Source organism: Flagellimonas maritima (assembly GCF_003269425.1).
GTDB classification, from domain to species: Bacteria; Bacteroidota; Bacteroidia; order Flavobacteriales; family Flavobacteriaceae; genus Flagellimonas; species Flagellimonas maritima.
Genome location: NZ_CP030104.1, coordinates 2,103,740 through 2,129,220 on the forward strand (window position 1 = coordinate 2,103,740; position 25,481 = coordinate 2,129,220).

Sequence of the window (25,481 nt, forward strand, 5' to 3'; positions counted from 1 at the left end):
AGGCAATTTTAAATTTTAAAACAATCTTATATCTTTTTCATTGACTCAATAAGTTCATCTTTTTTTCTAGGAGAGATGCTTACGTGCATGTCATTGCTCATTATGATATATCCGCCATCAGACTTTATATATTTCTTAACCTCTTTTAAATTGATCAAATAGCTATTGTGAACCCTCATAAACTGTTGTTCTGCCAAAAGATTCTCGTACTCTTTTAAATGTTTGCTCACTAAAAGTGTGCTTGTGTCCCTTAATACAAAAGACGTATAAGAACCATCTGCTTTACAGAGAACAATATCCTCTATTGCTATGAACTCCATACCCGAAGTTGTTGCCAGACAAATTTTCTCCTGTTTATGGGATTCCTTTCCAATACTTTGCATTAATGTCTCTATCTGCTGTCTGTAAATATTGGTGTCCATTCTTTCCCTCGCTTTCTCTACTGCTTGTTTCAGTTCATCTAGGTCAATAGGTTTTAGTAGATAATCAAGAGAGCTGAACTTTATGGCTTGTATGGCATACTTTTCAAAAGCAGTTGTAAAGATTATTTCGAAATCAGGCTCTTTTATCTGCTCAAGGACATCAAAACCTACTCCAGTTTGTAGTTCTATATCTAAAAAAACAACATCGGGACTAAAAACGGATAAAACTTTAACCGCCTCATTGACACTGCTTGCAGTTGCAATTACCTGTACATCTTTACAGAATTCTTCTAGTAATGTTCTTAAAGTTTCCCTGCTTCGCTTTTCATCTTCTACTATAACTACTTTTAATATCATACTGTCGGGTTTAATGCATCGATAATCTTTATGGTAACCTTGGTTCCTAAAGGATTATTGTTTTTGTCGTATTTATCAATAATCTCAATTGTATTTTTTCTTAGATCAGAGTTGCCGGTAACTTGCAACCTTCTTTTAATTATCTCTATACCTCTTGACGTTTTATGTTTTTTTAAAGTACTATTCATTTTATTGGACAAGACTCTACCAATACCATTATCCTCTATTTCACAAATAAGGGTTTCCCCATTTTTACAGAAACTAACAAGAAGATTTTTATCTCCTTCTTTTTTATTATTGAGGCCATGTATGATCGCATTTTCTATAAAGGGTTGAGTAATCATGAAAGGTATTTCTGTGTCGTTTGTATCTAAATCCTTCGAAATGCATATTTTATAATTAAAAACACCATTAAAACGAAGCGATTCCAGTTCTAAGTAGGAATTTAATAATTTTATTTCATCCGCTAGCAAAACTTTTTTCTCAAAAGAACTCTCTAAAATGCCGCGAGATAGTTTTCCAAATTTTGAAAGATATTCTAAAGCAACCATTCTATCGTTCTTTAAGATAAGGTTTTGAATGGCGCTAAGAGCATTGAAAATAAAATGGGGATTCATTTGAGCTCTTAAAGCGCGGTGCTCTTTTTCAGATACTTCTCTTTTCAGATACAGTTTTTCTTCATATTCCAATTTAATTTTATAAGCTAGACCTAAAGAGAAGATTAAAATTTCTGTAATTGACCCTAAAATCATATAGTATCGATTTTCAAAAAATAAATATCCGAGTGCTCCCGCCATATAAGAAAAAGACCCGGCCACTATAAAATAGGCTAAAAGATTCTTTGCGTTTTTTGAAAGATATACCATTGCGATAAGGCCCCAAATTGTCATAGCCAATCTTTGGAAATCAAGAATATATATGTGAGATTCATAATCGCCCAAAAAGAATACAAATGCATCTAAGAATATAATTCCAAAAAGTATAAAAACTATGAAAAGTATAGACTTATGTAATTTTGGATAATTTTTTTTGGTACCTAAATAATAAATAGCAAAAACAATATAAAATAGATTAATGAACACTTGACATATTATTGCTACCCAATGGCCAAGATGACTATTGTACGAATCTATTATTGTATGGTTATTGAAATTAGGACGAATTAAATAAATAATTGATGCTAAAACATATAGCGCATAGTACAAGAATTGTTTTCTTCCGGAATAGATATAAATAGCAAAAAAAAGTAAGAGGATAATTATGCATGCGCCTGAATATGTGTAGTCGGATATTAGAATATTTATAAACTTTTCAGGATAATAGAAGTTGAGGTTTTTATTTGAGCTGACTGGAATATAGGTAAAATCCCATTGATAAATATTTGAACGGCGACTGAAAATTTCTGCTCTAATATATAGATACTTACTATCGATTAAATTCTCCTTTTTGAGCTCAATGTTCGGAATGCCATAATTGGAAATAAGATTTCCAGTATTGTCAAAAGTTCCAAACGTTTGAAAACTTATAGTATCGTTCTTTAAAAAATAAAGAGCTGCTTTGTCAAAAATAGGCGTTTCAAGACGCCAAGTGTGTTGTGTATTTAGACTATCTAAGCTTTTTTTTAAGTCTAATTTTATCCAATATATGTTCTGAGGTCGCGTGCTATTTTTTTCATGTTCAGGGGGTAAGAAGTGCTGGGTAGACTCAAGAATTGAGTTCAGATTTAGTAAAGAATCATTGGTTTTGAAAATATAAAAAGGGAGTGTTTTTACTTTTGGTTCTTCTAAGTTTTGAGCTGTCAACTGAATAGAAAACCAACTAATAAAAAATAGACTGTATAAGCAGAGTAAAGGTTTTTTTTTCATTCAATTATTTAAAATTGAAATACAGAGTATTGATGAATTGATAGTTGTACAATTTTTGATAATGACATTTTACAAATCATTTTATTTGAGCTTATTTATCTGTATTGGTAGTACAATGTTTGATAAATGATAAGATGATTAATCTATTAAAACAGTTTACCATACATAACGTATAGTATTCATCTAAAAATTTAAGAGGTAATAATCTTAATGGTTAATTATATAATTCCAGATAATTTATATCTGGGAGAAAATAATTTTCAACATTGTGTTGTATAAAAAACTCTAAAAAGTTCCGTAGTCAGCGAGGAATTTTACAACCGTATGTTGTTTTTGGATTTTAATGGGGGAAGAAATGCAGCGGATGATTTTCATCCACATATGAATTAGATTAAAGGAATTGGATTTATTCTTATAGCGATTTGTTTTTAATGATTTTAAAGGGTGTTAATAGGTTTGTATTTAAAGCGAGCTATTGTTATAACTGAATATTTTTTAAAAACTCACCACTTTCATTTCTTACAAGACTAGTACGCAGCATAACCCCATACTCGTTCTGAGCCTAAAAAAAGAAATTACTTATGGTGAGTTTGTCATGTTTTTAAAATATTATTGAGCTTATTGAAAATTATCAACCTTTTTGGCGATTAGTTTTTTATATTTTTCTTGTATGAGAATTTTCTCGTTTTATAGTTTCAAAACTAAGGGTATATATACTTTGATTACACTGTGATTTGATATAGTCCCGTTTTGAATTGACCTATGGTCATTTTGAGTTCATATTTTAATGGATACTCATAATTTATTAAAAGAAGATTAGCCTGTAGAAGAAAGTTTTTGACTTTGATTTTGTAAAAATGCAACATTAGGTTGCTTTTCAACTGTTTTATTTGATTCTTTAAAGTGTCCTTTAAATTCTATAGCCGCTATATTGCTGAAATAACTTAAAGTATCTTCATAGTCATTAATATTGACACCGGCTTTTTTCAGTTCTTTGAATATATAGGATTTAGCTGATTGGTTGCCCCAATCACCGTACAACCTTTTATCACGAGATTTGATAATCATAATTTTTAGTTTGCTAACGTGTGAAGTAGGCACATAGAAATTTGATACTCCATCGGCTAAGGACTTAAAAGTAACATATACTTTTCCAGTATTCTTATATACGTAGGCACAATAACCAACCGTAGCATTGTTCAATGGCAATTTTAAGCAGGAGTCGCTGGATTCAAGATAAAAAAGAATTGGATTCTTATATAGAACCTCTTCGGTAATTTGCGGAACGTTCAGTTTGAAAGACCATCCAGGAGATTGACTTTTTAAATCAAAAGATAATAGCTCAACCTTATTTGAAGCCATGGATAAAGTATTTTCATCAACTTCACGGAAAAATGAAAATGACTTGTTAAAAAGGTAAATTGAGTATCCTGCGATTATAGCTGCACAGGTCAATGTCCATATTATTGTAAATAGATGCATAAGCAATAATTTTCATGTTAATTTTTCAGGAACTTTTTGTTTCCTCATACAAGGAACAAATTTCGAGGTGTAATTATGTAGTAGAATATATAGATGTCTGTTTCCAATTGACGGATCGCCAAATTTGGATGAAATACACAAATATCCGTCAAAGAGATTTTTACTTTTTGCTGGCTTAAATGAACTCTGGATGGGTAATCCATATTCGTATATTAATAAAATATAAAGTCCAACTTTTTAAATCCATATTATTAGGAATTTATATCATCAATATTTTCTGTATTTTGTAACTGACCTATTACGTTCATTACATCATAATTAGCAATTTTCCTTGTACTATAGCTTCGTTTGATGTTATTTATGTATTTATGTATTTCCAAGGTGTAATAATTTTCCATATCAAACAATGATTCATTTACAATTTCAGAGCTTTCCGAAATACTTCTTTTTCCGTAGGCTCTTGCACTATATATTATTTTGCATTCAATATTGTCCTTATTCATCCAAGTAAGTGTAACTTCTATAAAGTCATCCCTCCTTTCCTTTAGTTTATAATTTGCACGTTTTGGAATATTACCTAATTCATATTCTAATTTGATTAAATCAAGAATCCATTTTTCAAGAAAGTTTTTTTTCATTTTCGGTCAAATTTATTTTCTATTTGGGTGTGTTTAAATTTGGTTCTTTTAAGAACCTGCTATTGATTTTATTTATTTTGGAGGATGATTTAACTTTAAGGTGATATTAATTTCTATATACCACATTTAAAGCGATTGAGTTAGTGTGTTCTAATTACTTGGCAGTTGGTAAAAACCAGTTTGTATTTTGAGAAGGGGAGATTAACACCTTCTTATTAGAGGGGTATATTTATAATAATACAAAACGAACAACTTAACTGAAGGTTGATTTTACTTGGTCAGATTTAATTTTATTCCATATTCAATATTTTTTTAAACCAATTTATAGTGTTATTTCTTGCTATAGTGCTCTGCACAATGTCTTCAAAATCAAAGCCATGGCCAACATTTTCATAAATATTTAGATCAACTTGTTTTCCTTTTTTCTTAAGTAGATCAACGAGGCATAAACTATTTTCTGTAAGGTATCCATCACTAGGCAATTGATATAGTATTGGGGCATAGGGGGTATAGATATTTCCTTCAAGTGCATTACTGCCACAAGCATTATTTCCCCAAAAGTCAAAACCACCTGAACCTCCGTAATAAAAAACCCCTCCTGCGAAACCACCTTCTGATGGTATATTCGGTGGCGCTTTGACACCGGAAGAAGTATTGTACTCTTTTCCATCAAATTTTTGCTTCCATTCCCAACTAGACGGTGTAGATTTAGTGTCATATAGTGTTGAAGCAACTGCAGTTGCTCCATCGGAAAAGCCTAAAAGTCCAATATCTTTAGGCCTCACCATATTTTTACCATTGCTGAACTTTAGATTTCTAAGTAGGGATAATGTTGCGTATGCATCTCTCGGTCGAATGAACTGAGAACTTATTTTAAAATTATCGGGAGCTGTGGTCCATTTTCCTGTTCTTGTTGTAACACCTCTTGAAGAATAGCTATCAACAAATGCGCTAATGATACAATTTTTATTGAAAATTTCTTTCCATTCATTGTTTTGACCTGACATCACTTCGCCCTCAGGATTATGATTTTTCCACATCCCGTCCGAACCATGTAAAACTACGACTGCGGGGTAATTACTTTTATTACATCCTTCTGGAATTGAAAGGTAAACAGGTATTTTGATGTTATCAACCGTAACATAGACTATTGTATCATTAGTATTGGGTAAAATAGTTATTTCATCATTTATGTTACTGGGAAATAAGTTATTGTCGCCTTTGCCGCATGACAAAAATAATGTGAGCATAAAAAGCAATACATATAGACTGAATGACCAATTTTCTCTTCTAGTTTTTTTCATGTTCAATAATGTTTAAGAAATTAATATGTACATGTACAATTGGAGATTCCCTGAAACAAGTCTATTCCTATTGTGACAACATGTGTTCCACTGGAATAACCCAATATTTCATTTAATATAACTTGGTAAGAATAGCCAAAATAAAAATCACCTTTCTTTAAACCCATCATGGGACCCACATATAGGGGTTTCCCTAGCTGATCGTTTAAGAAACGGTATGTAATACCAGCATAATAATAATCTATAAAATCGTACCACTTAAACTTGGTGTTTAAATCTGTGATAGAACGTCCATCGTTCTCAAAATACTGTAGAAAAATGGAGGGTTCTATCTCAAAATCCGAACGTCTGTTCTTTCTGAACTTGTATCCAGAATACAGCTGATAGTTTCTCAGCGTATTGGGCTCAAAAAGTGATGCATCGAATTTTTCAAAATCCTTATTCAAAAGATTGTTTACATTAAAGCTCATATAAAATCCACCATTCCTATATAAACCTCCAACATCAAAATTGGGATTACTGGAAGATCTGTCGTCCGTTATACCCAAATCATCAATGGCATCATTGTCAAAATTTTCAATATCTATCCTAAATTGGTTTAGGTTGAAAGAAAGGGCAAACGAGAAAAACTCATCATCATGTCTATCAATAATTAAGTGGTGTGCAAACGAAATTTTTGCACCTCTTTGCTTTGTTTCTCCATTGGAATCATTGTAAAGGACAAAACCGGCACCTGACCTATTTCCTAATCTGACATCAGCAGATAGGGACTGGGTATCAGGTGCGTCCTCTATACCTACCCATTGTGTGAGACCTGTCATTCTTACCTTTACATAATTTCCAATTCCAGCATAAGCAGGAGACATAAGAAAAGGATTGTCGGAAAGATATTGGGAAAGCTGTGGTACCGTAAGTTCCTGTCCTTTTAGGGGCATAAAACTCAACAATAGTATCAGACTTGCAATTTTTATCAAACAGTTTCTTAACATATTTTATCTATAAAGGGTAAAGTTTCCAACATACTCGCGTCCAGTGCCATCGTTTAACCGTATTGTGTACCAATAGTCACCAGAAGGCAACGGATTGGATTCGTAGGTACCGTCCCAACCGTTATTGGATTGCCCCATGATTTTAATTTTTCTGCCATATCTATCAAAAACGTAGGTTTCAATATTGGGCAGTTTCTCTATGTTTCTAGGACCCCAAAAATCATTGTTTCCATCACCGTTCGGGGTAAAGAAATTTGGTATTTCAATATCTACCAAATCAACAGATGTGGTATCAAATACCTCACAACCTAGACTATCGACCACTCTAACTACATAGCTTCCACTTTCCAGTGCTGTTAATGTATTTTGCGAAGTACCTGGGTTATCATTATAGAAATAGGTATATGGAGGCAAACCGCCAGAGACAGTTACTTCTATCTCAGCTTCATTATTCTTCACTATCACCATTTCCAACGGATTGATTTCATCAATTTCAAAAGGAATTGTACTTAGACAACCATCCGTGTGCAGAATAGCAGCAAAGTGGCTTCCTGGAGCTAAATCATTAAATACTGGGCTTAGGACAAAATCTGCTGGATTTGTGGAATCTATAGCATAAAGCACATCTGATGAAATACTTTGATCTACCAACAAAATCTCGGTTCTGTTGATCGGAGTATTTCCACTACATAGATAATCGGTATCTATTGTAGCACTCAAATCAGGCCCTTCTATAAAAATCTCAAATGAAGATTCAGAAGAACACCCATTATTAGATGTTACGGAGATGTCATAATTTCCAGGCGCCAAGTTATCTATCGTAAAACTGTCGTTCTGAAACATCATATCAGCACCAGAATTTAACTGCACAGTATATGGCGCATCTCCATTGGTAATCGAAACATCCACTGATCCATCTTCAGAGTCTAAACACAATGTGTTTTGAGTAATAATGCTAATGCTTAAAACAGGGTCTGATAGGGTCACGTCCGGCCCGTCGGCTGCGGATGCGCAGCCCGACACGGTGATCCTGATGTCCTCGTAGGTCCCTGCGCTGAGTCCCGTGAGGGTTGCGCTGTCGGCCGCCACGGGCACGTTAAGGATGTCCTGGTCCGCTGCCCCGTCGAAATAGGTTATGGTATAGTTGCCCGGTGGCACGTCGGTGAACTGCAGGGCTATGGAGCCGTCGCTTCCGCCACAGGTGGTGGGGTCGCTGGATGCGGTTACGCTCACGGTGGGGGTCTCGGGGTCTGATAGGGTCACGTCCGGCCCGTCGGCTGCGGATGCGCAGCCCGACACGGTGATCCTGATGTCCTCGTAGGTCCCTGCGCTGAGTCCCGTGAGGGTTGCGCTGTCGGCCGCCACGGGCACGTTAAGGATGTCCTGGTCCGCTGCCCCGTCGAAATAGGTTATGGTATAGTTGCCCGGTGGCACGTCGGTGAACTGCAGGGCTATGGAGCCGTCGCTTCCGCCACAGGTGGTGGGGTCGCTGGATGCGGTTACGCTCACGGTGGGGGTCTCGGGGTCTGATAGGGTCACGTCCGGCCCGTCGGCTGCGGATGCGCAGCCCGACACGGTGATCCTGATGTCCTCGTAGGTCCCTGCGCTGAGTCCCGTGAGGGTTGCGCTGTCGGCCGCCACGGGCACGTTAAGGATGTCCTGGTCCGCTGCCCCGTCGAAATAGGTTATGGTATAGTTGCCCGGTGGCACGTCGGTGAACTGCAGGGCTATGGAGCCGTCGCTTCCGCCACAGGTGGTGGGGTCGCTGGATGCGGTTACGCTCACGGTGGGGGTCTCGGGGTCTGATAGGGTCACGTCCGGCCCGTCGGCTGCGGATGCGCAGCCCGACACGGTGATCCTGATGTCCTCGTAGGTCCCTGCGCTGAGTCCCGTGAGGGTTGCGCTGTCGGCCGCCACGGGCACGTTAAGGATGTCCTGGTCCGCTGCCCCGTCGAAATAGGTTATGGTATAGTTGCCCGGTGGCACGTCGGTGAACTGCAGGGCTATGGAGCCGTCGCTTCCGCCACAGGTGGTGGGGTCGCTGGATGCGGTTACGCTCACGGTGGGGGTCTCGGGGTCTGATAGGGTCACGTCCGGCCCGTCGGCTGCGGATGCGCAGCCCGACACGGTGATCCTGATGTCCTCGTAGGTCCCTGCGCTGAGTCCCGTGAGGGTTGCGCTGTCGGCCGCCACGGGCACGTTAAGGATGTCCTGGTCCGCTGCCCCGTCGAAATAGGTTATGGTATAGTTGCCCGGTGGCACGTCGGTGAACTGCAGGGCTATGGAGCCGTCGCTTCCGCCACAGGTGGTGGGGTCGCTGGATGCGGTTACGCTCACGGTGGGGGTCTCGGGGTCTGATAGGGTCACGTCCGGCCCGTCGGCTGCGGATGCGCAGCCCGACACGGTGATCCTGATGTCCTCGTAGGTCCCTGCGCTGAGTCCCGTGAGGGTTGCGCTGTCGGCCGCCACGGGCACGTTAAGGATGTCCTGGTCCGCTGCCCCGTCGAAATAGGTTATGGTATAGTTGCCCGGTGGCACGTCGGTGAACTGCAGGGCTATGGAGCCGTCGCTTCCGCCACAGGTGGTGGGGTCGCTGGATGCGGTTACGCTCACGGTGGGGGTCTCGGGGTCTGATAGGGTCACGTCCGGCCCGTCGGCTGCGGATGCGCAGCCCGACACGGTGATCCTGATGTCCTCGTAGGTCCCTGCGCTGAGTCCCGTGAGGGTTGCGCTGTCGGCCGCCACGGGCACGTTAAGGATGTCCTGGTCCGCTGCCCCGTCGAAATAGGTTATGGTATAGTTGCCCGGTGGCACGTCGGTGAACTGCAGGGCTATGGAGCCGTCGCTTCCGCCACAGGTGGTGGGGTCGCTGGATGCGGTTACGCTCACGGTGGGGGTCTCGGGGTCTGATAGGGTCACGTCCGGCCCGTCGGCTGCGGATGCGCAGCCCGACACGGTGATCCTGATGTCCTCGTAGGTCCCTGCGCTGAGTCCCGTGAGGGTTGCGCTGTCGGCCGCCACGGGCACGTTAAGGATGTCCTGGTCCGCTGCCCCGTCGAAATAGGTTATGGTATAGTTGCCCGGTGGCACGTCGGTGAACTGCAGGGCTATGGAGCCGTCGCTTCCGCCACAGGTGGTGGGGTCGCTGGATGCGGTTACGCTCACGGTGGGGGTCTCGGGGTCTGATAGGGTCACGTCCGGCCCGTCGGCTGCGGATGCGCAGCCCGACACGGTGATCCTGATGTCCTCGTAGGTCCCTGCGCTGAGTCCCGTGAGGGTTGCGCTGTCGGCCGCCACGGGCACGTTAAGGATGTCCTGGTCCGCTGCCCCGTCGAAATAGGTTATGGTATAGTTGCCCGGTGGCACGTCGGTGAACTGCAGGGCTATGGAGCCGTCGCTTCCGCCACAGGTGGTGGGGTCGCTGGATGCGGTTACGCTCACGGTGGGGGTCTCGGGGTCTGATAGGGTCACGTCCGGCCCGTCGGCTGCGGATGCGCAGCCCGACACGGTGATCCTGATGTCCTCGTAGGTCCCTGCGCTGAGTCCCGTGAGGGTTGCGCTGTCGGCCGCCACGGGCACGTTAAGGATGTCCTGGTCCGCTGCCCCGTCGAAATAGGTTATGGTATAGTTGCCCGGTGGCACGTCGGTGAACTGCAGGGCTATGGAGCCGTCGCTTCCGCCACAGGTGGTGGGGTCGCTGGATGCGGTTACGCTCACGGTGGGGGTCTCGGGGTCTGATAGGGTCACGTCCGGCCCGTCGGCTGCGGATGCGCAGCCCGACACGGTGATCCTGATGTCCTCGTAGGTCCCTGCGCTGAGTCCCGTGAGGGTTGCGCTGTCGGCCGCCACGGGCACGTTAAGGATGTCCTGGTCCGCTGCCCCGTCGAAATAGGTTATGGTATAGTTGCCCGGTGGCACGTCGGTGAACTGCAGGGCTATGGAGCCGTCGCTTCCGCCACAGGTGGTGGGGTCGCTGGATGCGGTTACGCTCACGGTGGGGGTCTCGGGGTCTGATAGGGTCACGTCCGGCCCGTCGGCTGCGGATGCGCAGCCCGACACGGTGATCCTGATGTCCTCGTAGGTCCCTGCGCTGAGTCCCGTGAGGGTTGCGCTGTCGGCCGCCACGGGCACGTTAAGGATGTCCTGGTCCGCTGCCCCGTCGAAATAGGTTATGGTATAGTTGCCCGGTGGCACGTCGGTGAACTGCAGGGCTATGGAGCCGTCGCTTCCGCCACAGGTGGTGGGGTCGCTGGATGCGGTTACGCTCACGGTGGGGGTCTCGGGGTCTGATAGGGTCACGTCCGGCCCGTCGGCTGCGGATGCGCAGCCCGACACGGTGATCCTGATGTCCTCGTAGGTCCCTGCGCTGAGTCCCGTGAGGGTTGCGCTGTCGGCCGCCACGGGCACGTTAAGGATGTCCTGGTCCGCTGCCCCGTCGAAATAGGTTATGGTATAGTTGCCCGGTGGCACGTCGGTGAACTGCAGGGCTATGGAGCCGTCGCTTCCGCCACAGGTGGTGGGGTCGCTGGATGCGGTTACGCTCACGGTGGGGGTCTCGGGGTCTGATAGGGTCACGTCCGGCCCGTCGGCTGCGGATGCGCAGCCCGACACGGTGATCCTGATGTCCTCGTAGGTCCCTGCGCTGAGTCCCGTGAGGGTTGCGCTGTCGGCCGCCACGGGCACGTTAAGGATGTCCTGGTCCGCTGCCCCGTCGAAATAGGTTATGGTATAGTTGCCCGGTGGCACGTCGGTGAACTGCAGGGCTATGGAGCCGTCGCTTCCGCCACAGGTGGTGGGGTCGCTGGATGCGGTTACGCTCACGGTGGGGGTCTCGGGGTCTGATAGGGTCACGTCCGGCCCGTCGGCTGCGGATGCGCAGCCCGACACGGTGATCCTGATGTCCTCGTAGGTCCCTGCGCTGAGTCCCGTGAGGGTTGCGCTGTCGGCCGCCACGGGCACGTTAAGGATGTCCTGGTCCGCTGCCCCGTCGAAATAGGTTATGGTATAGTTGCCCGGTGGCACGTCGGTGAACTGCAGGGCTATGGAGCCGTCGCTTCCGCCACAGGTGGTGGGGTCGCTGGATGCGGTTACGCTCACGGTGGGGGTCTCGGGGTCTGATAGGGTCACGTCCGGCCCGTCGGCTGCGGATGCGCAGCCCGACACGGTGATCCTGATGTCCTCGTAGGTCCCTGCGCTGAGTCCCGTGAGGGTTGCGCTGTCGGCCGCCACGGGCACGTTAAGGATGTCCTGGTCCGCTGCCCCGTCGAAATAGGTTATGGTATAGTTGCCCGGTGGCACGTCGGTGAACTGCAGGGCTATGGAGCCGTCGCTTCCGCCACAGGTGGTGGGGTCGCTGGATGCGGTTACGCTCACGGTGGGGGTGGAGATTATAGTCAGAATAAAACTCTCCTCGTCAGAGCAGTTCGGCGTGGTACCCGTCTCGTCGTAGATGTAATAGGTTCCAGAAGCTGTGAGTACGTCGTCTTCATTGTACTGGGTTCCCATGCCCCCCGATTCTGAAAAGTATGCTTCGTTGCCCGTTAGGTTGGAGCCTGAGATAGGGGGAAGAGTATAGGAATCACAGGCAGTGGGGTCGGCTAAGTCGGTGATGTTTGGGGAGGTATATACATTTATCGTTTGTTCTACATCTATAAAATTGCCAGAAGTGTCGGTTATTCGGTAGGTACGGGTTATTATTTCTGGATTCGAACCCCCATTTGATACATCATTTAAATGTACTACAGTATCTACAGCACAATTGTCAGCTTCATCAATAACAACGTCTGGGTCTGGAGCTGGTACTGTATCACATACATCAATTGATGCTGGATTGCTTGCAGTTGGAGGTGTAAAATCTCCGTAGGCTATACTAAAAACATCTTCGTCTTCAAAATTTACATTATCAAAAAATGCATTCGTACCTATAATACTTGTAGCAGTTATGTAAGTTATGGGTCCCGTTGTAAAGTCACCATCTCCATCAGTATCTATCATTAAATGTATTGCACATGCATCGTTTGCTAAAATGTCCGAGCCTGAAAGGTCAACACTGACACTTACATTTGGAATAGGACTTAATCCAGCAGAATTCGACATCTGTACCTTCCACTCCCTTGAAATTCTTGAATCCACATCTCCAGATAAAGGAAGTTCAACAACTGTCTCTGATAAACTTGCATGGTCATTGCCCCAGACCAGATAGTTGTGCCGAGTAGAAAATGCTGAAACACCTGTGTCAACTGGTGTTCTTGTGTCATCTAGATTATCATTACCAAAATTTGAGTTGGTTGAGACGGTTACAATGGCTTCTGTATTTACGCTTTTGGAAATACGTTGGTGTAGGTTGTAACGTAATTTTCTGTCATCTGAGCTATTGTTTGGAATGCCTCCATCCAAATCTGCAAATCTATCTTTACCAATCCCAGCAATATCATAGATATAAGGCGAGGGCATAGCCTGCCATATCACTGTTCCATCAGCTGCCAGATAATTATAAGAGGTATTTCCGGCAATGCTTCCCAAAGCCCCCGCTCCATTTAGAGTTATTCCATATTTAATTGCCAAGTAACTTTCTGCTCTTTGAACGTAGGTAGCTTCTGGAAAAACACCATCAAAAAAAAGAACTTCAGCAATGTCACCACTAAAGTTTCGATTGGAGTCATTGCTATTAAAATGTTTTCCCAGTCTATTGAAATAGAATAATTCTTGATCTGCAGTAATATCACTTCTATCTGTAGCTATATCTGGAATCCCATTAACTTTAGTAATCAAGCGTTCTTCTTCAAAGCCTATAACATTTCGCGTAAATACTCCGATAGTAGGACTTCCCAGTAAATCTATGTTGCCAGATTCAAAGAATCCACCACCATCTCCAAGCCAGGTCCTACCCACAGAAAAACGATTTCCATTTGACAGGCCTAACGAAATATTAGTTCTGCCACTAAGGTGTGTGTCAACATCGCCACCAAATAAAAGGCGTTGTGTTTCAGCCGAATTTCCTGCTCCTAGACCTTCGAAAACAACAATTACTGTGATGTTATTTCTGGAATTTGAACGAAAATGCAATGCTTCTCCATCTCCACTCCCATCAAATTCAACAGCCGGGTTGAAGTTCATTCGGTTTCTACGGAGTGTTGGTATTCCAGCTATAGAACCAGCTGGTGAAAGAAATCCTGGACCGAAAGGATAATCAAAACCAGTTGGAGGCGCGGCAGGATAATCTGCAGGTGCAGGATGTGGAACACCATCTTGTGCGGTAAAATCTACAAAGTCGTACCATATATTTACTGGAGTGCCATCTGCAGGAGCGTATGGCGTGAATAGTTGAAGCTGGCCAGGAGTAGGTAGAGGTTCGGAATTTACTGCTCTATCTGCAGTAAACCATGTATCCAATTGTTGGGCATTAGTTTGAAACGTGCATAGAATAAATAGAGATATAAATGATACCAGTGTAAATATTCTCCTCAGAATATTTATAGCTGGATGGCTTTTTCTTTTCAATGTTTTTTTTGAATTAAATAGATTCTTGAGTAGTTGTGTAGACATAGGCATAAATTTTTTGGGACAAAACCAGATTTTGCCTGAGCAGAATCCAGCATAATAAAGTAAAGGATAAGTTGTTGAACAGGAAGCTATTGATTAACCAACGGTACGTTTCAATTGATGAATGTGCCAGTTGAGTTAACGGCTAAAACATAATTGAACAGAAAAACAAATGAAGTTTATTTCTTTAACAATAAAATTCTTTCACCATTTTCAGTGAGTATTTACCAAAAAAAACCACCAAGAAAATATCTTGGTGGTTAAACCATCAGTTTGCATTAAGAATTTATGAGAACACCAAACCTTTCATTCTTAATCTATTGTCAAACCTTAACGGATGGTTATTTAATCAGGTTTATTTCCACTCTTCTATTTTGTTTTCTGCCCAAAGAGGTTTTGTTCGAAGCTATCGGTATTTCTTCTCCATATCCCATTGCTTTAAGCCTATCTTGTTTGATTCCTTCGTTGATGAGAAAATCTCTAACAGAATCGGCCCTGCTTTCAGACAGTTTTTGATTGCTTGCAGAGCTGCCTACGCTATCGGTATGTCCTTCTACAGTAAACTTGGCATTGGGATATTCATTTAGAATCTGTATAATATCTACCATCACGGAAACGGATTCCGTTTTTATAGAGGATTTACCTGTATCGAACAAAATTGTTCTAGCATAATCATTCAATTGTTTCTGTACTTCAGCGGTAACTTCTGGGCAACCATTATTTTCTATTGTTCCCGCTACTGTTGGGCATGCGTCATCTATATCAACGATTGAGTCACCATCACTATCTGGACAGCCCTTATTTTCCAGTTTACCCGCAATTTCGGGACATCTATCGTCTTGATCCCTTAGTCCGTCGTTGTCTTGATCGGGACATCCGTTAAATTCAGGTTTGCCAAATACATTAGGACAATCATCGTCTTTATCTAGAATTCCATCCTTATCAGTATCTTTCCATGGACAGCCTTTATTTTCTTCTGACCCTGCAATATCTGGGCAATCATCATCTTTGTCCAATACGCCATCACCATCCTTATCTCCCCAAGGGCAGCCATTGTTCTCTATTGGACCTGCTATCTTAGGGCAATTATCGGATTTGTCCTCAATGCCGTCATTGTCCTTATCCTTTAGTGTTTTCTGATATATTGGAACTTTCAGACCTGCATAGAAATCAAGAGATTGGCTATTATCACTAATCAAAGCGCTAAATACCGAACCTGAACCAATATATAAAGGACCTGCCCTTAAACCAGCTCCCCACAAAAAACCAATATCCTGTACCAGACGTAGTGGCGAGTATATGCTCAACCATTTACTTTCAAAACGGGGAGATAGTGATACTTCGTTCAAAATCCTATTTGAGTTGAGCTTATTGGCTTTGACAAGTGACAAATCTGTGTTAAGGTTAAGGTAAAACGACGAGTTGATGTTCCAATCTAAATTTGAATGTAGGGCAGCAGGTAAATGGGAATCTGCAGAACTGGTTTCCGGGCCTATCAAATCAAAATTACCCCTAATTGCTTCCTCTAAATTTTGTCCATCGAAGTTATCTATACTTTGAGTTTTGTTCAAATCATATAATCCGTTTACGCCATCACGATTATTGATTTTTGAGATATCGGTAATGGATGCACCAAACTTCAATTTATATTTATTGATTCCTCTATTGGAAACAGGATTACCATCTTTGACCAATTGATTGGTTGTTTTGTTTTCGGGCCGCCATTCATATACAAGCCCTAAATCAAATCCAAATCCACTTGCATTGCTTGATTCAAGGAAATTATCTAAATCAATACCGGTATTGAAATCATATTCGCCATACGTCAATTGCCCCGATGTCGTTATCGACCTTGTATTGGCATCATAGTCCAACTGTACATTTTCTCCTTGAGTATATGCATTCTGTGCCCCTATTAAATATTTAAAGGTGATACCACCTTTCAAAAAATGTTGTTCTTTATCCAATAATGTCCTCGCATAAGTCAATCCAAACTCGGTCCATACATTTAGCGCTCCAGAAAAACTTCCTTCATCAATAATAAAGCTCTCATCTTCATTAAAACCGCCTTCTTTATCTAGTAAATCACCATTGACATTGATGATATTAAAAAATGAACGGGCTCTGGAATAAATAGCTATTGAATTTTCTTTATTTAAGCTCAACATAAAAGAAGGGCCAAGTATGTCAAGGTTATTTGCCATGAAATTACTTTGGCTCGGCGTTCGGTCTGCTTTGTCAAATACTTTATCTATGTCATCAATAGCATCTCCCAAATTTATTTTGATGTAATCGTTACCAAAAAATGCACTGACACCAATTAGATTGATATCCAATTTCATCCTCGAATCGGCAATGTTTGCAGGATTTGACAAAACTCCATGAACTCCATTATAGTTATCCTCTAAAAACCCTTTGTATGATTGTGCTATGGTCATATTTGCCATGAAAACCATAAATAATACCAATGCTATTTTTTTGTATTTCATTTTTACAAAATTTAATAAAGAATCATGATTACTACATTCTTAAATCAAAACACAAAGAGACTGTAAATAAGTGATATCATTAGCTTCAAATGAATGAGTATAGCATTTCAATTGATGAATGGGGGTATTGGGTTCATAACTCGTTAAATGACGAGTAAATTTTTTGGTCAAAAAGAAAGTATTGATTTTAAAAAGTCGTAAGGTTCTTGCATACAATATTCAGAGCGCCATATTGGGGATGGCGCTCTGAAAGATTATAGATTAAATTAATGGTGATATTTAAATTTTTACGTTATCCATTACAACCAAGGAACTCATACGAAATTCCTTGGCGTAACGGAAACCTCAACTAAACTAAACACTTTTATAATCATCAGTCTAAAAAAGTGTACTACTATATAAAAGCGTTAAAACATTACTAAGAATTAAACCAAACTCAATTTTAACGCTTGCTTACCATACAAATCTAGTATATCACATTATTTAATTGGGCCTTCATCTTATGAATGCCCCTTTTGGGTTAACGAATGAGCATTATGGACTGACGGTTCGCTAAAAGTCAGAATTTAGATCTTGCTTATCTTAAAATATTTATATCGGCAAAATAGATATGTTTAAAAACAGATTTTGAATATATAGAAGTATAAAAATTATTTTATCCTCTATATATTGTCAGTTTGAGATGACTTTTACATTTTAGTAAGTTTTAACTATGGTCCTTTAGTATTGCCAATTAATCTTAGTTCTTTAATTTTAGCTATAATTTATGGTTAATAGCCCTGATTGCCAGAGGTGAAAATCTTGAGCGTTAATTTTATATGGAGAACACACTAATGATACTGCTCAAAAATTCAAAACAATACTTTCTGCTACTTCTAGTTCTATGTTTTCTACCCCTATTTACATCCGGTCAAAACCTATTGCCCCCAATTTACAATTACAACTTGCTTGAATATCAAGGTGGAAGCAAGAATTGGGACTTGACCACGAATTCCAAAGGAGAACTTTTTGTCGCTAACAATAAAGGGTTGCTCTATTATGATGGTGAAAGATGGGTACTCAATAAATTGCCAAACAGTACGATAATACGATCCGTTTTAGCTGTTGGAAATCGTATTTATACAGGTTCATATGAAGAATTTGGCTATTGGGAAAAAAAGAACGCAATATTTGAATACACTTCTTTAACACATTTGATAAAAGAACATTTATTCACTAGCGAGGAATTCTGGGAGATTTTACCGGTAGGCAATGCTATTTTCTTCAGGTCTTTTTCATCTATATACATTTATGAAGATGAAGAAATTAAAGTCGTTGACCCTAAGGAAGTTATTTCGGATTTTATATGGTACAAAGACAGAATGATTGTGGCGGCGAGTGAGGAAGGTCTTTTTGAATTAAAGGACAATTCTTTGATTCCAATAAAAAACCAAGATGAGTTAATCGGTAAGATGGTTACCGATATGGAGCTGGTCGATGGAAAATTAATGGTAGGAACTAAACTGAATGGTTGTTATCTTTTTGAGAACGATACATTGATAGCTTGGAATAAAAAATTGAACGAAGAGCTAAAAGAGCATCAATTAAATAAAATATTAAGGCTTGATAACGGCAAAATAGCCTTTGGGACCATTAAGAATGGGGTTTACCTATATGATGGTCAAACAATGGAATCTAGAATACTCAATAAGAAAGCAGGTCTGCAGAACAATACATTGCTTTCCATGCTCCAATATAAAGATCAATTATGGCTTGGTCTTGATAATGGTCTTGGTAGAGTGCAATTGAACAGCCCAATTACCTATTATACGGACAATTCAGGATCTTTGGGAACAGTTTACGACATCAAAATATTCAATGATAGACTTTATTTGGGGAGCAACACAGGTGTCTTCTATTTTGAGGATGATGTACTAAAATTTATTGAGGGTTCCCAAGGCCATGTATGGGATTTGGAAATAGTTGATGGTGATTTACTTTGTGGCCACAATACGGGAACTTTTAGAATTTTCAATGGTAGCTTAGAAAAAATATCAGAAGTATCAGGAGGATACGAAATAATCAAAATTCCAGAACAGAATAAAACCTACATTCAGGGAACTTACAATGGACTCGCCAAATATAGAGGCCAAGAAAATGGTAAATGGGAGATAACCAAGGTTGTGGGAATTAATTTTCCAATCAAACAGTTATGTTTTGAATCTACAAACATCTTATGGGCCGTACATCCGTACAAAGGTTTTTATCGCATTCATTTAGATGATGCCTACCAAAATGTTACTAAAATTGAACAATTTAACGGGGAATATGTACCTAGTAATTACAATGTTAAAATTCATAAGATTAAAAACCAGATTATCTTCAATATAGAAGGAATCTGGTATAAATATGATTCAATTCTGGGAGAGATCCATTTATTTGATGAGTTCCAACGTTTTAATGGAAATGAAATCCTGAGTTTTGATGAAAGCCATTTCTGGTTTGTTGCCAATGAGGATATGGAAGAGATTATTTACACTGATTTGAAATCTGATAGTCTGGCAATAACCGATCTTAATTTAAGGGAAAGATTGGTCCCGGATTCTCACAATATTGTAAAAATTAATGATTCTACGTCATTTATAGCACTAAGCGATGGATTTGGAAAAATCAATATAGCAGAACAGAAAAGGCAGCTTGAGGCTATAGTTTTACCCGTACCGGAAATAAATTTATTGAAGACGGAAAAGTACGACTATGCTATCAATGGAGTTAATCTCGATATTACCTATAAGGACTCTCGAATTTTAGATATTGATTTTTCTTCGCCAAAATTAATCCAAGCACGGTACTTCTATGAGCTAAGCGGGCCGCAAAACTATTCAGAATATGTAGAAAACGGTTCTGTTAGTTTTCAAAACTTAAGTTATGGAGATTATCAATTTAATGTTTCAACAGTAGGTGTGGATAATAAAATATCTCCTTCAAGATCTATTGAATTTACGATAGCGCCGCCTTGGTATCTCTCAAATATTAGTATAGCTATTTATATTGGGATAATAATAGGTTCAGTTTTTTCGGTGCGTTGGTATAATCGAAGAAAACTTTTGCGAAAACAAAAAGAGCTGGAAGATAGAATGCAAAAGGAACAAGAAAAAAGACTCGCATCTTTGGAGAAAGAGAAGTTGGCCAAAGAAATTAAGCTCAAGCAAAATGAATTGGCAAGTACCACGCTTAACATAGCCAAAAAAAATGAAATGTTGTTGGAGCTGAAAAATATGCTTCTTGTTGATAAAGACAAATTCGCCAATTCTCAAAAGTATCGGCTCTTTTTAAAAAAGCTGAACAATTCTGTTATGGACAAGGAAGATTGGAAAAGATTTGAAGTAAGCTTTAAGGAATTGCACGAAGACTTTTTTGAGCGATTGCTCGCCCAGTATCCCAGACTTACATCTAAGGACCTTAAGTTATGTGCTTACTTAAAAATGAATCTCTCAACAAAAGAAATTGCGCCACTTATGGCCATAACCATTAGAGGTGTAGAAATACATCGTTACCGTTTAAGGAAAAAGCTAAAGATCGATAACTCAGAGAACCTTTCCAATTTCCTTATCACATTTTAATTAGTAGTCTGAATATTACTTTTTAAAGTAAAACATGATTTTTGTGAGTACATCGTTACTACATCATCTTGTTAAAGATTTTAATAATTTTTAGTTTTCACACTACAGCTTTCCCAGTATAATAGGCACTTTGAAACATTATTTTAATGATGTAGTTGTTATGTATTTCAATAGATGACTCCAAGCGATCTTATTTGTTAAATTGGCAATAATCTAACTCAAATTTTAAAGAATTATGAATTCAAAAAGCGTGTTATTGTTAATTTCGTTTTTTATGCTGAATACTGTGATTTCTGCGCAGAACAGCATTACAGTATCGGGTACTGTTTTGGATAACACAGGTCAACCATTGCCTGGGGCCAATGTTATTGCAAAAGGTACGACAAACGGTGTGCAGACAGATTTTGATGGAAATTATGTTCTGAACGATATTCTAAGTGATGGAATATTGGTGTTCAGCTACATCGGTTTTAGTACACAGGAAGTTTCTGTTAATGGCCAAACCATAATTAATATTAGCCTTCAGGAAGACTCACAACTATTGGATGAAGTCGTGGTAGTTGGCTATGGAAAGCAAAAAAGAGCCAGTATCACGGGAGCCGTAGTTTCGGTCAAGGCAGAGGAGATTGCCAAACAACCTGCCTTAACTGCAGCACAGGCAATTCAAGGTAAAGTTGCGGGTGTAAATATTGTTGCTAATGATGCACCTGGCGCGACGCCTACTGTAATTGTTAGGGGACTGGGCACGGCTCAAGCCGGCAGAGAACCTTTTTATGTTGTAGATGGACAACCTTTGCAAGACATAAGAAGTATTAACCCAACAGATATTGAATCCATAGAATTTCTTAAAGGGGCTTCCTATGCGAACATTTATGGAATTAGGGCGGCCAATGGGGTAATCTTGATTTCTACAAAAAAGGGAAAAAAGGGCAAGGCGTCGTTCAATTTTGATACATTCTATGGTATGCGAACCGTGCTTAACCGAGTTGACATGGCCAATGCATCTCAGTACATAGACTATTTTAATGAAGAAAGCTCAGCCGTAGGCGGTTTTTTGCTGCAAGAGAATCAGCAATATGACACGGACTGGTATGATGAATTGTTACAAACGGGGAGTTTGACCAGTAACAACTTCTCGGTTTCTGGAGCAACAGAAACCATAGATTATTTTATGAGCTATAATTATTATGAGGAGGAAGGTATTATACCAGATAATAAATACAGCAGGGGAAGTATAAGAACCAATAACACATTCCACTTATTTGACGATAAGGTGCGTATTACACCCAATTTAAATTTGACCTACACCAATGAATCCCCAAAGCCTTTTGGCGCGTTCAATGGTGCTTACAGACAGTCTCCGCTAGTACCTGTTTTTTACGATAACGGTAGGTTTGGTCAACCTTTTGTAAACCAAGACACCGGTATTGTGGGTTTTGAGGCGAACGAAGGAGAGTCAGTAGGGAGATTGATTAATGCTGGCAATCCTGTAGCGCAGACATTCTTTAATGATGAAAATATTAATACAACTACTATCCAAGGCCAAATAGCGACTGAAGTAGACATCACAAAAAATTTAACAGCTACAGGTCGTTTTGGTGCAACGCAGTTTTTTTCTAAAAGAAACCAATACGAACCTAGAAGGGATATATGGTTAAATGCAGATCCAAGAAGAACAGAAGAAGAATTTGAAATTGGTAGGTCAGACCCTGACGATGACGGTGTTGTTTCCACGGAGTTCGCAAACAATCGCTTTAACGTTAGGGATATTCAATTCTTTAGATGGAATTTAGAAGGCTTTCTTACCTACACAGAATCTTTTGGCAAACACAATTTATCAGCTACAGCAGGCTTGAGCAGAGAGAATTTTGGCGCTAGAGAACAAATTACTGCTGAAGCTTTTGATGTTTTTGAAGAACCAAGATTACGTAATTTAGGAAGAAGAACCTCTGCATTTTTTGACAACACCGTAGAACAGGAAATCGACCAATCCACCAACCTCCAATCTTATTTTGCAAGAGTGGAATATGATTTTGCAGAGAAATACTTTGTTAGAGGAGTGATTAGAAGGGACGGTACAAGCGATTTTGTTACGGGGGAAAACTTCTTTGATAGTTTTCCTGCGGTGAGTGTGGGTTGGACTATTTCTGAAGAAAACTTTTTAAAAGAGAACAAAACATTGGACTTTTTGAAGGTTTTTGCTGGATGGGGACAATTGGGAAATGCGAATGTCCCATTTAATATACAGCAAGTAAATACCGCGCAGGCATCAGGGAATCAAAATTATGTCTTCGGACCAAATCAGGACTTGGTCTTTGGGGCTTCATTTGGTAGTCCCGTACTCCCCTTACAATGGGAGGTTACGGAAGAGGTCGAGGCAGGATTGGATTTTGCGCTGTTGGATAGAAAGCTATCAGGAACATTTGCCTATTATAACAGAAGAAACACAAATGCCATTATCAACGTTCAAAACATACTGAATTCACAAGCCGAAGGAAATTTCTTGGCTCAAGCTGCCGAAGTATCAAATACTGGAGTGGAAGGTTTGTTGAATTGGAGAGACCAGGTAAACGATGATTTCAGTTATAACGTTAGTGTCAACTTTTCTACAAACAAAAACAGAGTAGAGAATGTCATAGAAGGTTTTGATGGTGAAACAGGTGGTGGGCTTGCCAACGGAGAAATTACCAAAAGGCTTCAAGATGGGCAGCCTATTTTTGCATGGTGGTTGTTCGAGGCTGATGGAGTTTGGCAGACACAAGAGGAAATCGACAATAACCCGGCATTTGGCAATCCTCTACCAGGACATTTACGCTACAAAGATCAAAATGATGATGGTGTAATCGACGATAGGGATAAAAAATTCTTTGGCTCTTACATACCAACATTCAATTATGGAGTAAGCATTGGTGCCAATTACAAACAATTTGATTTTAGTATCGATGGATTTGGTGTTGGAGGGAATAAAATTTACAACGGTTTGGCAAATACCAGATTGGGCGGAGAAAATATTACCGTAGAAACCTTTAACAATCGATGGACTGGAGAAGGTTCTACAAATTCTGCTCCAGGAGCCGAACGTGATGCTTTTGCATCATCATATTGGTTGGAAGACGGGGATTTCTTTAGGATAAATAATATCACTTTAGGATATACCATTCAAGGTCTTGGGTTTTTAAATAGGGCCAGGATATATATGACTGCCCAAAACCCGTTCATGTTCACAAATTACTCTGGTTTTACACCAGAGATAAACCGAAACGGTGTTCCTAGAGAAGAAGCAGGGATTGAACTTTCTGCCTACCCTACCACGAGAACATTTATAATGGGACTTAATCTACAAATATAATTTGATAAAAAACTGATATGAAAACATATATAAATATCACATGTATCGGCCTTTTGGCTTTAATGGGCTTAATTGCCTGTGATGACTTTGTTGAAGAAGTGGAAGTTGTAAATCCGACCGCGGAAGAAAGTGGAGAAGATTTTCAACCTGTGCAATTTGTTACGGGAGTGTATGGTAGGCATACAGATTTTTCCTATGCTTTTTCCTTTTTGGGCATCACTGAAATAATTTCAGATAATGCAGATAAGGGAAGTGCACCTACAGACACAGGAACGGACAAAAACCTACTTGACGGCCTTACGCACAATGTGTCGACACCATCCGTAAGGTCCATGTGGACACAATGGTACAAAACCATTGGTAGAGCTGCACTAGCAATTGAATTTACCGAAGAATTTGAACCTATTGATAATAATTTAAGAGCACGATTGATTGCCGAGTGCAAATTCTTGAGAGCGTTGAATTATTTTTGGCTGGTACGTTCTTTCGGTGATATACCTTTGCAGCATATCAACTTAATAGAAAGAGCACCAGTATCCGAAGTTTATGCTTATATAGAACAGGATCTTACAGAAGCAATTGCCGATTTGCCCCTAAAAAGTGAGTATGCCGCTTCAGATTTGGGAAGGGCGACACAAGGCGCGGCGCAAGCACTATTGGCAAAAGTGTATCTCTATCAAGAAAAGTGGCAAGAAGCTGCAGATATGGCAAATAACGTCATCAACTCTGGAGAATATGACCTTGAACCAGATTATGCAACGGTTTGGAGGGCTTCTACCGAAAACGGAATCGAATCTATTTTTGAACTGCAGGGCAGGGGTGAAATCGTTGCGCATGGTATACAACAGTATTCGTCTACCCAAGGCGCTAGAGGTGCTGGTGGATTTGGTTGGGGATTTAATACCCCATCAGAAGATTTGTTGAATGCATTCAATGATGAAGGCGATGATATTCGTCGTGACGCGACAATTATTTTTGCAGGAGAAGTTTTATTTGATGGTCGTATAATCGACCCAGCAGTAGAAAATCCAAGATATAATGAAAAAGCATATTCCAGTGCCAATGCAGGGCAGGGAGATGGTGATAAAAATATAAGAATCCTTCGCTTTGCGGAAATATTATTGATTCGTGCAGAAGCTTTGAATGAGCTAACACAATCATCAGATGCATTGGCGCCTTTGAACAGGGTCAGAAGCAGGGTAAATTTACCCGATGTGACTACTACCGACCAATCAGCATTGCGCCAAGCCATTTGGAAAGAACGTAGATTGGAATTGGCAATGGAGCATGACCGCTGGTACGATCTTTTACGACAAGGAAGGGCAGCAGAAGTAATGACCGCACATGGAAAACCTTTTGAAGTAGGTAAGCATGAACTTTACCCAATACCAAACGATCAATTGATTCAAACCCCAGATATGACCCAAAACCCTGGTTGGTAA

General features: G+C 40.8%; 11 protein-coding genes. 3 read left to right on the forward strand and 8 right to left on the reverse strand.

The window, feature by feature from the left end:
- Positions 1–26 precede the first annotated feature (26 nt).
- The 8 genes from HME9304_RS09420 to HME9304_RS09455 all read right to left on the reverse strand — a co-directional run bounded on the left by HME9304_RS09420 (position 27) and on the right by HME9304_RS09455 (position 17,088).
- Positions 27–779, reverse strand: coding sequence for a LytR/AlgR family response regulator transcription factor (locus HME9304_RS09420; protein ID WP_112378353.1), 753 nt, complete (start codon positions 777–779; stop codon positions 27–29).
- Positions 776–2,644: a sensor histidine kinase gene (locus HME9304_RS09425; protein WP_112378354.1), complete on the reverse strand. Its 1,869-nt coding sequence runs from the start codon at positions 2,642–2,644 to the stop codon at positions 776–778. Before HME9304_RS09425 ends, HME9304_RS09420 begins: the two co-directional genes overlap by 4 nt.
- Positions 2,645–3,460: 816 nt before the next feature.
- On the reverse strand, positions 3,461–4,126 hold the full coding sequence (locus HME9304_RS09430; RefSeq protein WP_112378355.1) for a hypothetical protein: 666 nt from the start codon (positions 4,124–4,126) through the stop codon (positions 3,461–3,463).
- Positions 4,127–4,377: 251 nt separating this feature from the next.
- Positions 4,378–4,764, reverse strand: coding sequence for a hypothetical protein (locus HME9304_RS09435; RefSeq protein WP_112378356.1), 387 nt, complete (start codon positions 4,762–4,764; stop codon positions 4,378–4,380).
- 290 nt (positions 4,765–5,054) lie between these two features.
- Positions 5,055–6,068, reverse strand: a complete 1,014-nt coding sequence (locus tag HME9304_RS09440; RefSeq protein WP_112378357.1) for a dienelactone hydrolase family protein — start codon at positions 6,066–6,068, stop codon at positions 5,055–5,057.
- Between the two features lie 20 nt (positions 6,069–6,088).
- Positions 6,089–7,057, reverse strand: a complete 969-nt coding sequence (locus HME9304_RS09445; RefSeq protein WP_112378358.1) for a PorP/SprF family type IX secretion system membrane protein — start codon at positions 7,055–7,057, stop codon at positions 6,089–6,091.
- 3 nt (positions 7,058–7,060) lie between these two features.
- Positions 7,061–14,602 carry a T9SS type B sorting domain-containing protein gene (locus HME9304_RS09450; RefSeq protein WP_164674826.1) on the reverse strand — a complete coding sequence of 2,514 codons (7,542 nt, stop codon included), beginning with the start codon at positions 14,600–14,602 and terminating at the stop codon, positions 7,061–7,063.
- Between the two features lie 338 nt (positions 14,603–14,940).
- Positions 14,941–17,088, reverse strand: a complete 2,148-nt coding sequence (locus HME9304_RS09455; protein WP_112378360.1) for a DUF5723 family protein — start codon at positions 17,086–17,088, stop codon at positions 14,941–14,943.
- A gap of 818 nt (positions 17,089–17,906) precedes the next feature.
- Between HME9304_RS09455 and HME9304_RS09460 the strand changes: the two genes are divergently transcribed.
- The 3 genes from HME9304_RS09460 to HME9304_RS09470 all read left to right on the forward strand — a co-directional run bounded on the left by HME9304_RS09460 (position 17,907) and on the right by HME9304_RS09470 (position 25,481).
- Positions 17,907–20,690: a Two component regulator three Y domain-containing protein gene (locus HME9304_RS09460; protein ID WP_239023231.1), complete on the forward strand. Its 2,784-nt coding sequence runs from the start codon at positions 17,907–17,909 to the stop codon at positions 20,688–20,690.
- A gap of 274 nt (positions 20,691–20,964) precedes the next feature.
- Entirely contained in the window at positions 20,965–24,039 is a 3,075-nt protein-coding gene (locus tag HME9304_RS09465) for a SusC/RagA family TonB-linked outer membrane protein (RefSeq protein ID WP_239023233.1), read from the forward strand.
- Positions 24,040–24,056: 17 nt separating this feature from the next.
- A complete protein-coding gene (locus tag HME9304_RS09470; protein WP_112378363.1) occupies positions 24,057–25,481 on the forward strand; it encodes a RagB/SusD family nutrient uptake outer membrane protein in 1,425 nt (474 codons plus the stop codon).

Coding starts and splice junctions, on each gene's coding strand:
- HME9304_RS09420 (WP_112378353.1), bottom strand. CDS start 779: ATGATATTAAAAGTAGTTATAGTAGAAGATGAAAAGCGAAGCAGGGAA.
- HME9304_RS09425 (WP_112378354.1), bottom strand. CDS start 2,644: ATGAAAAAAAAACCTTTACTCTGCTTATACAGTCTATTTTTTATTAGT.
- HME9304_RS09430 (WP_112378355.1), bottom strand. CDS start 4,126: ATGCATCTATTTACAATAATATGGACATTGACCTGTGCAGCTATAATC.
- HME9304_RS09435 (WP_112378356.1), bottom strand. CDS start 4,764: ATGAAAAAAAACTTTCTTGAAAAATGGATTCTTGATTTAATCAAATTA.
- HME9304_RS09440 (WP_112378357.1), bottom strand. CDS start 6,068: ATGAAAAAAACTAGAAGAGAAAATTGGTCATTCAGTCTATATGTATTG.
- HME9304_RS09445 (WP_112378358.1), bottom strand. CDS start 7,057: ATGTTAAGAAACTGTTTGATAAAAATTGCAAGTCTGATACTATTGTTG.
- HME9304_RS09450 (WP_164674826.1), bottom strand. CDS start 14,602: ATGTCTACACAACTACTCAAGAATCTATTTAATTCAAAAAAAACATTG.
- HME9304_RS09455 (WP_112378360.1), bottom strand. CDS start 17,088: ATGAAATACAAAAAAATAGCATTGGTATTATTTATGGTTTTCATGGCA.
- HME9304_RS09460 (WP_239023231.1), top strand. CDS start 17,907: ATGGAGAACACACTAATGATACTGCTCAAAAATTCAAAACAATACTTT.
- HME9304_RS09465 (WP_239023233.1), top strand. CDS start 20,965: ATGCTGAATACTGTGATTTCTGCGCAGAACAGCATTACAGTATCGGGT.
- HME9304_RS09470 (WP_112378363.1), top strand. CDS start 24,057: ATGAAAACATATATAAATATCACATGTATCGGCCTTTTGGCTTTAATG.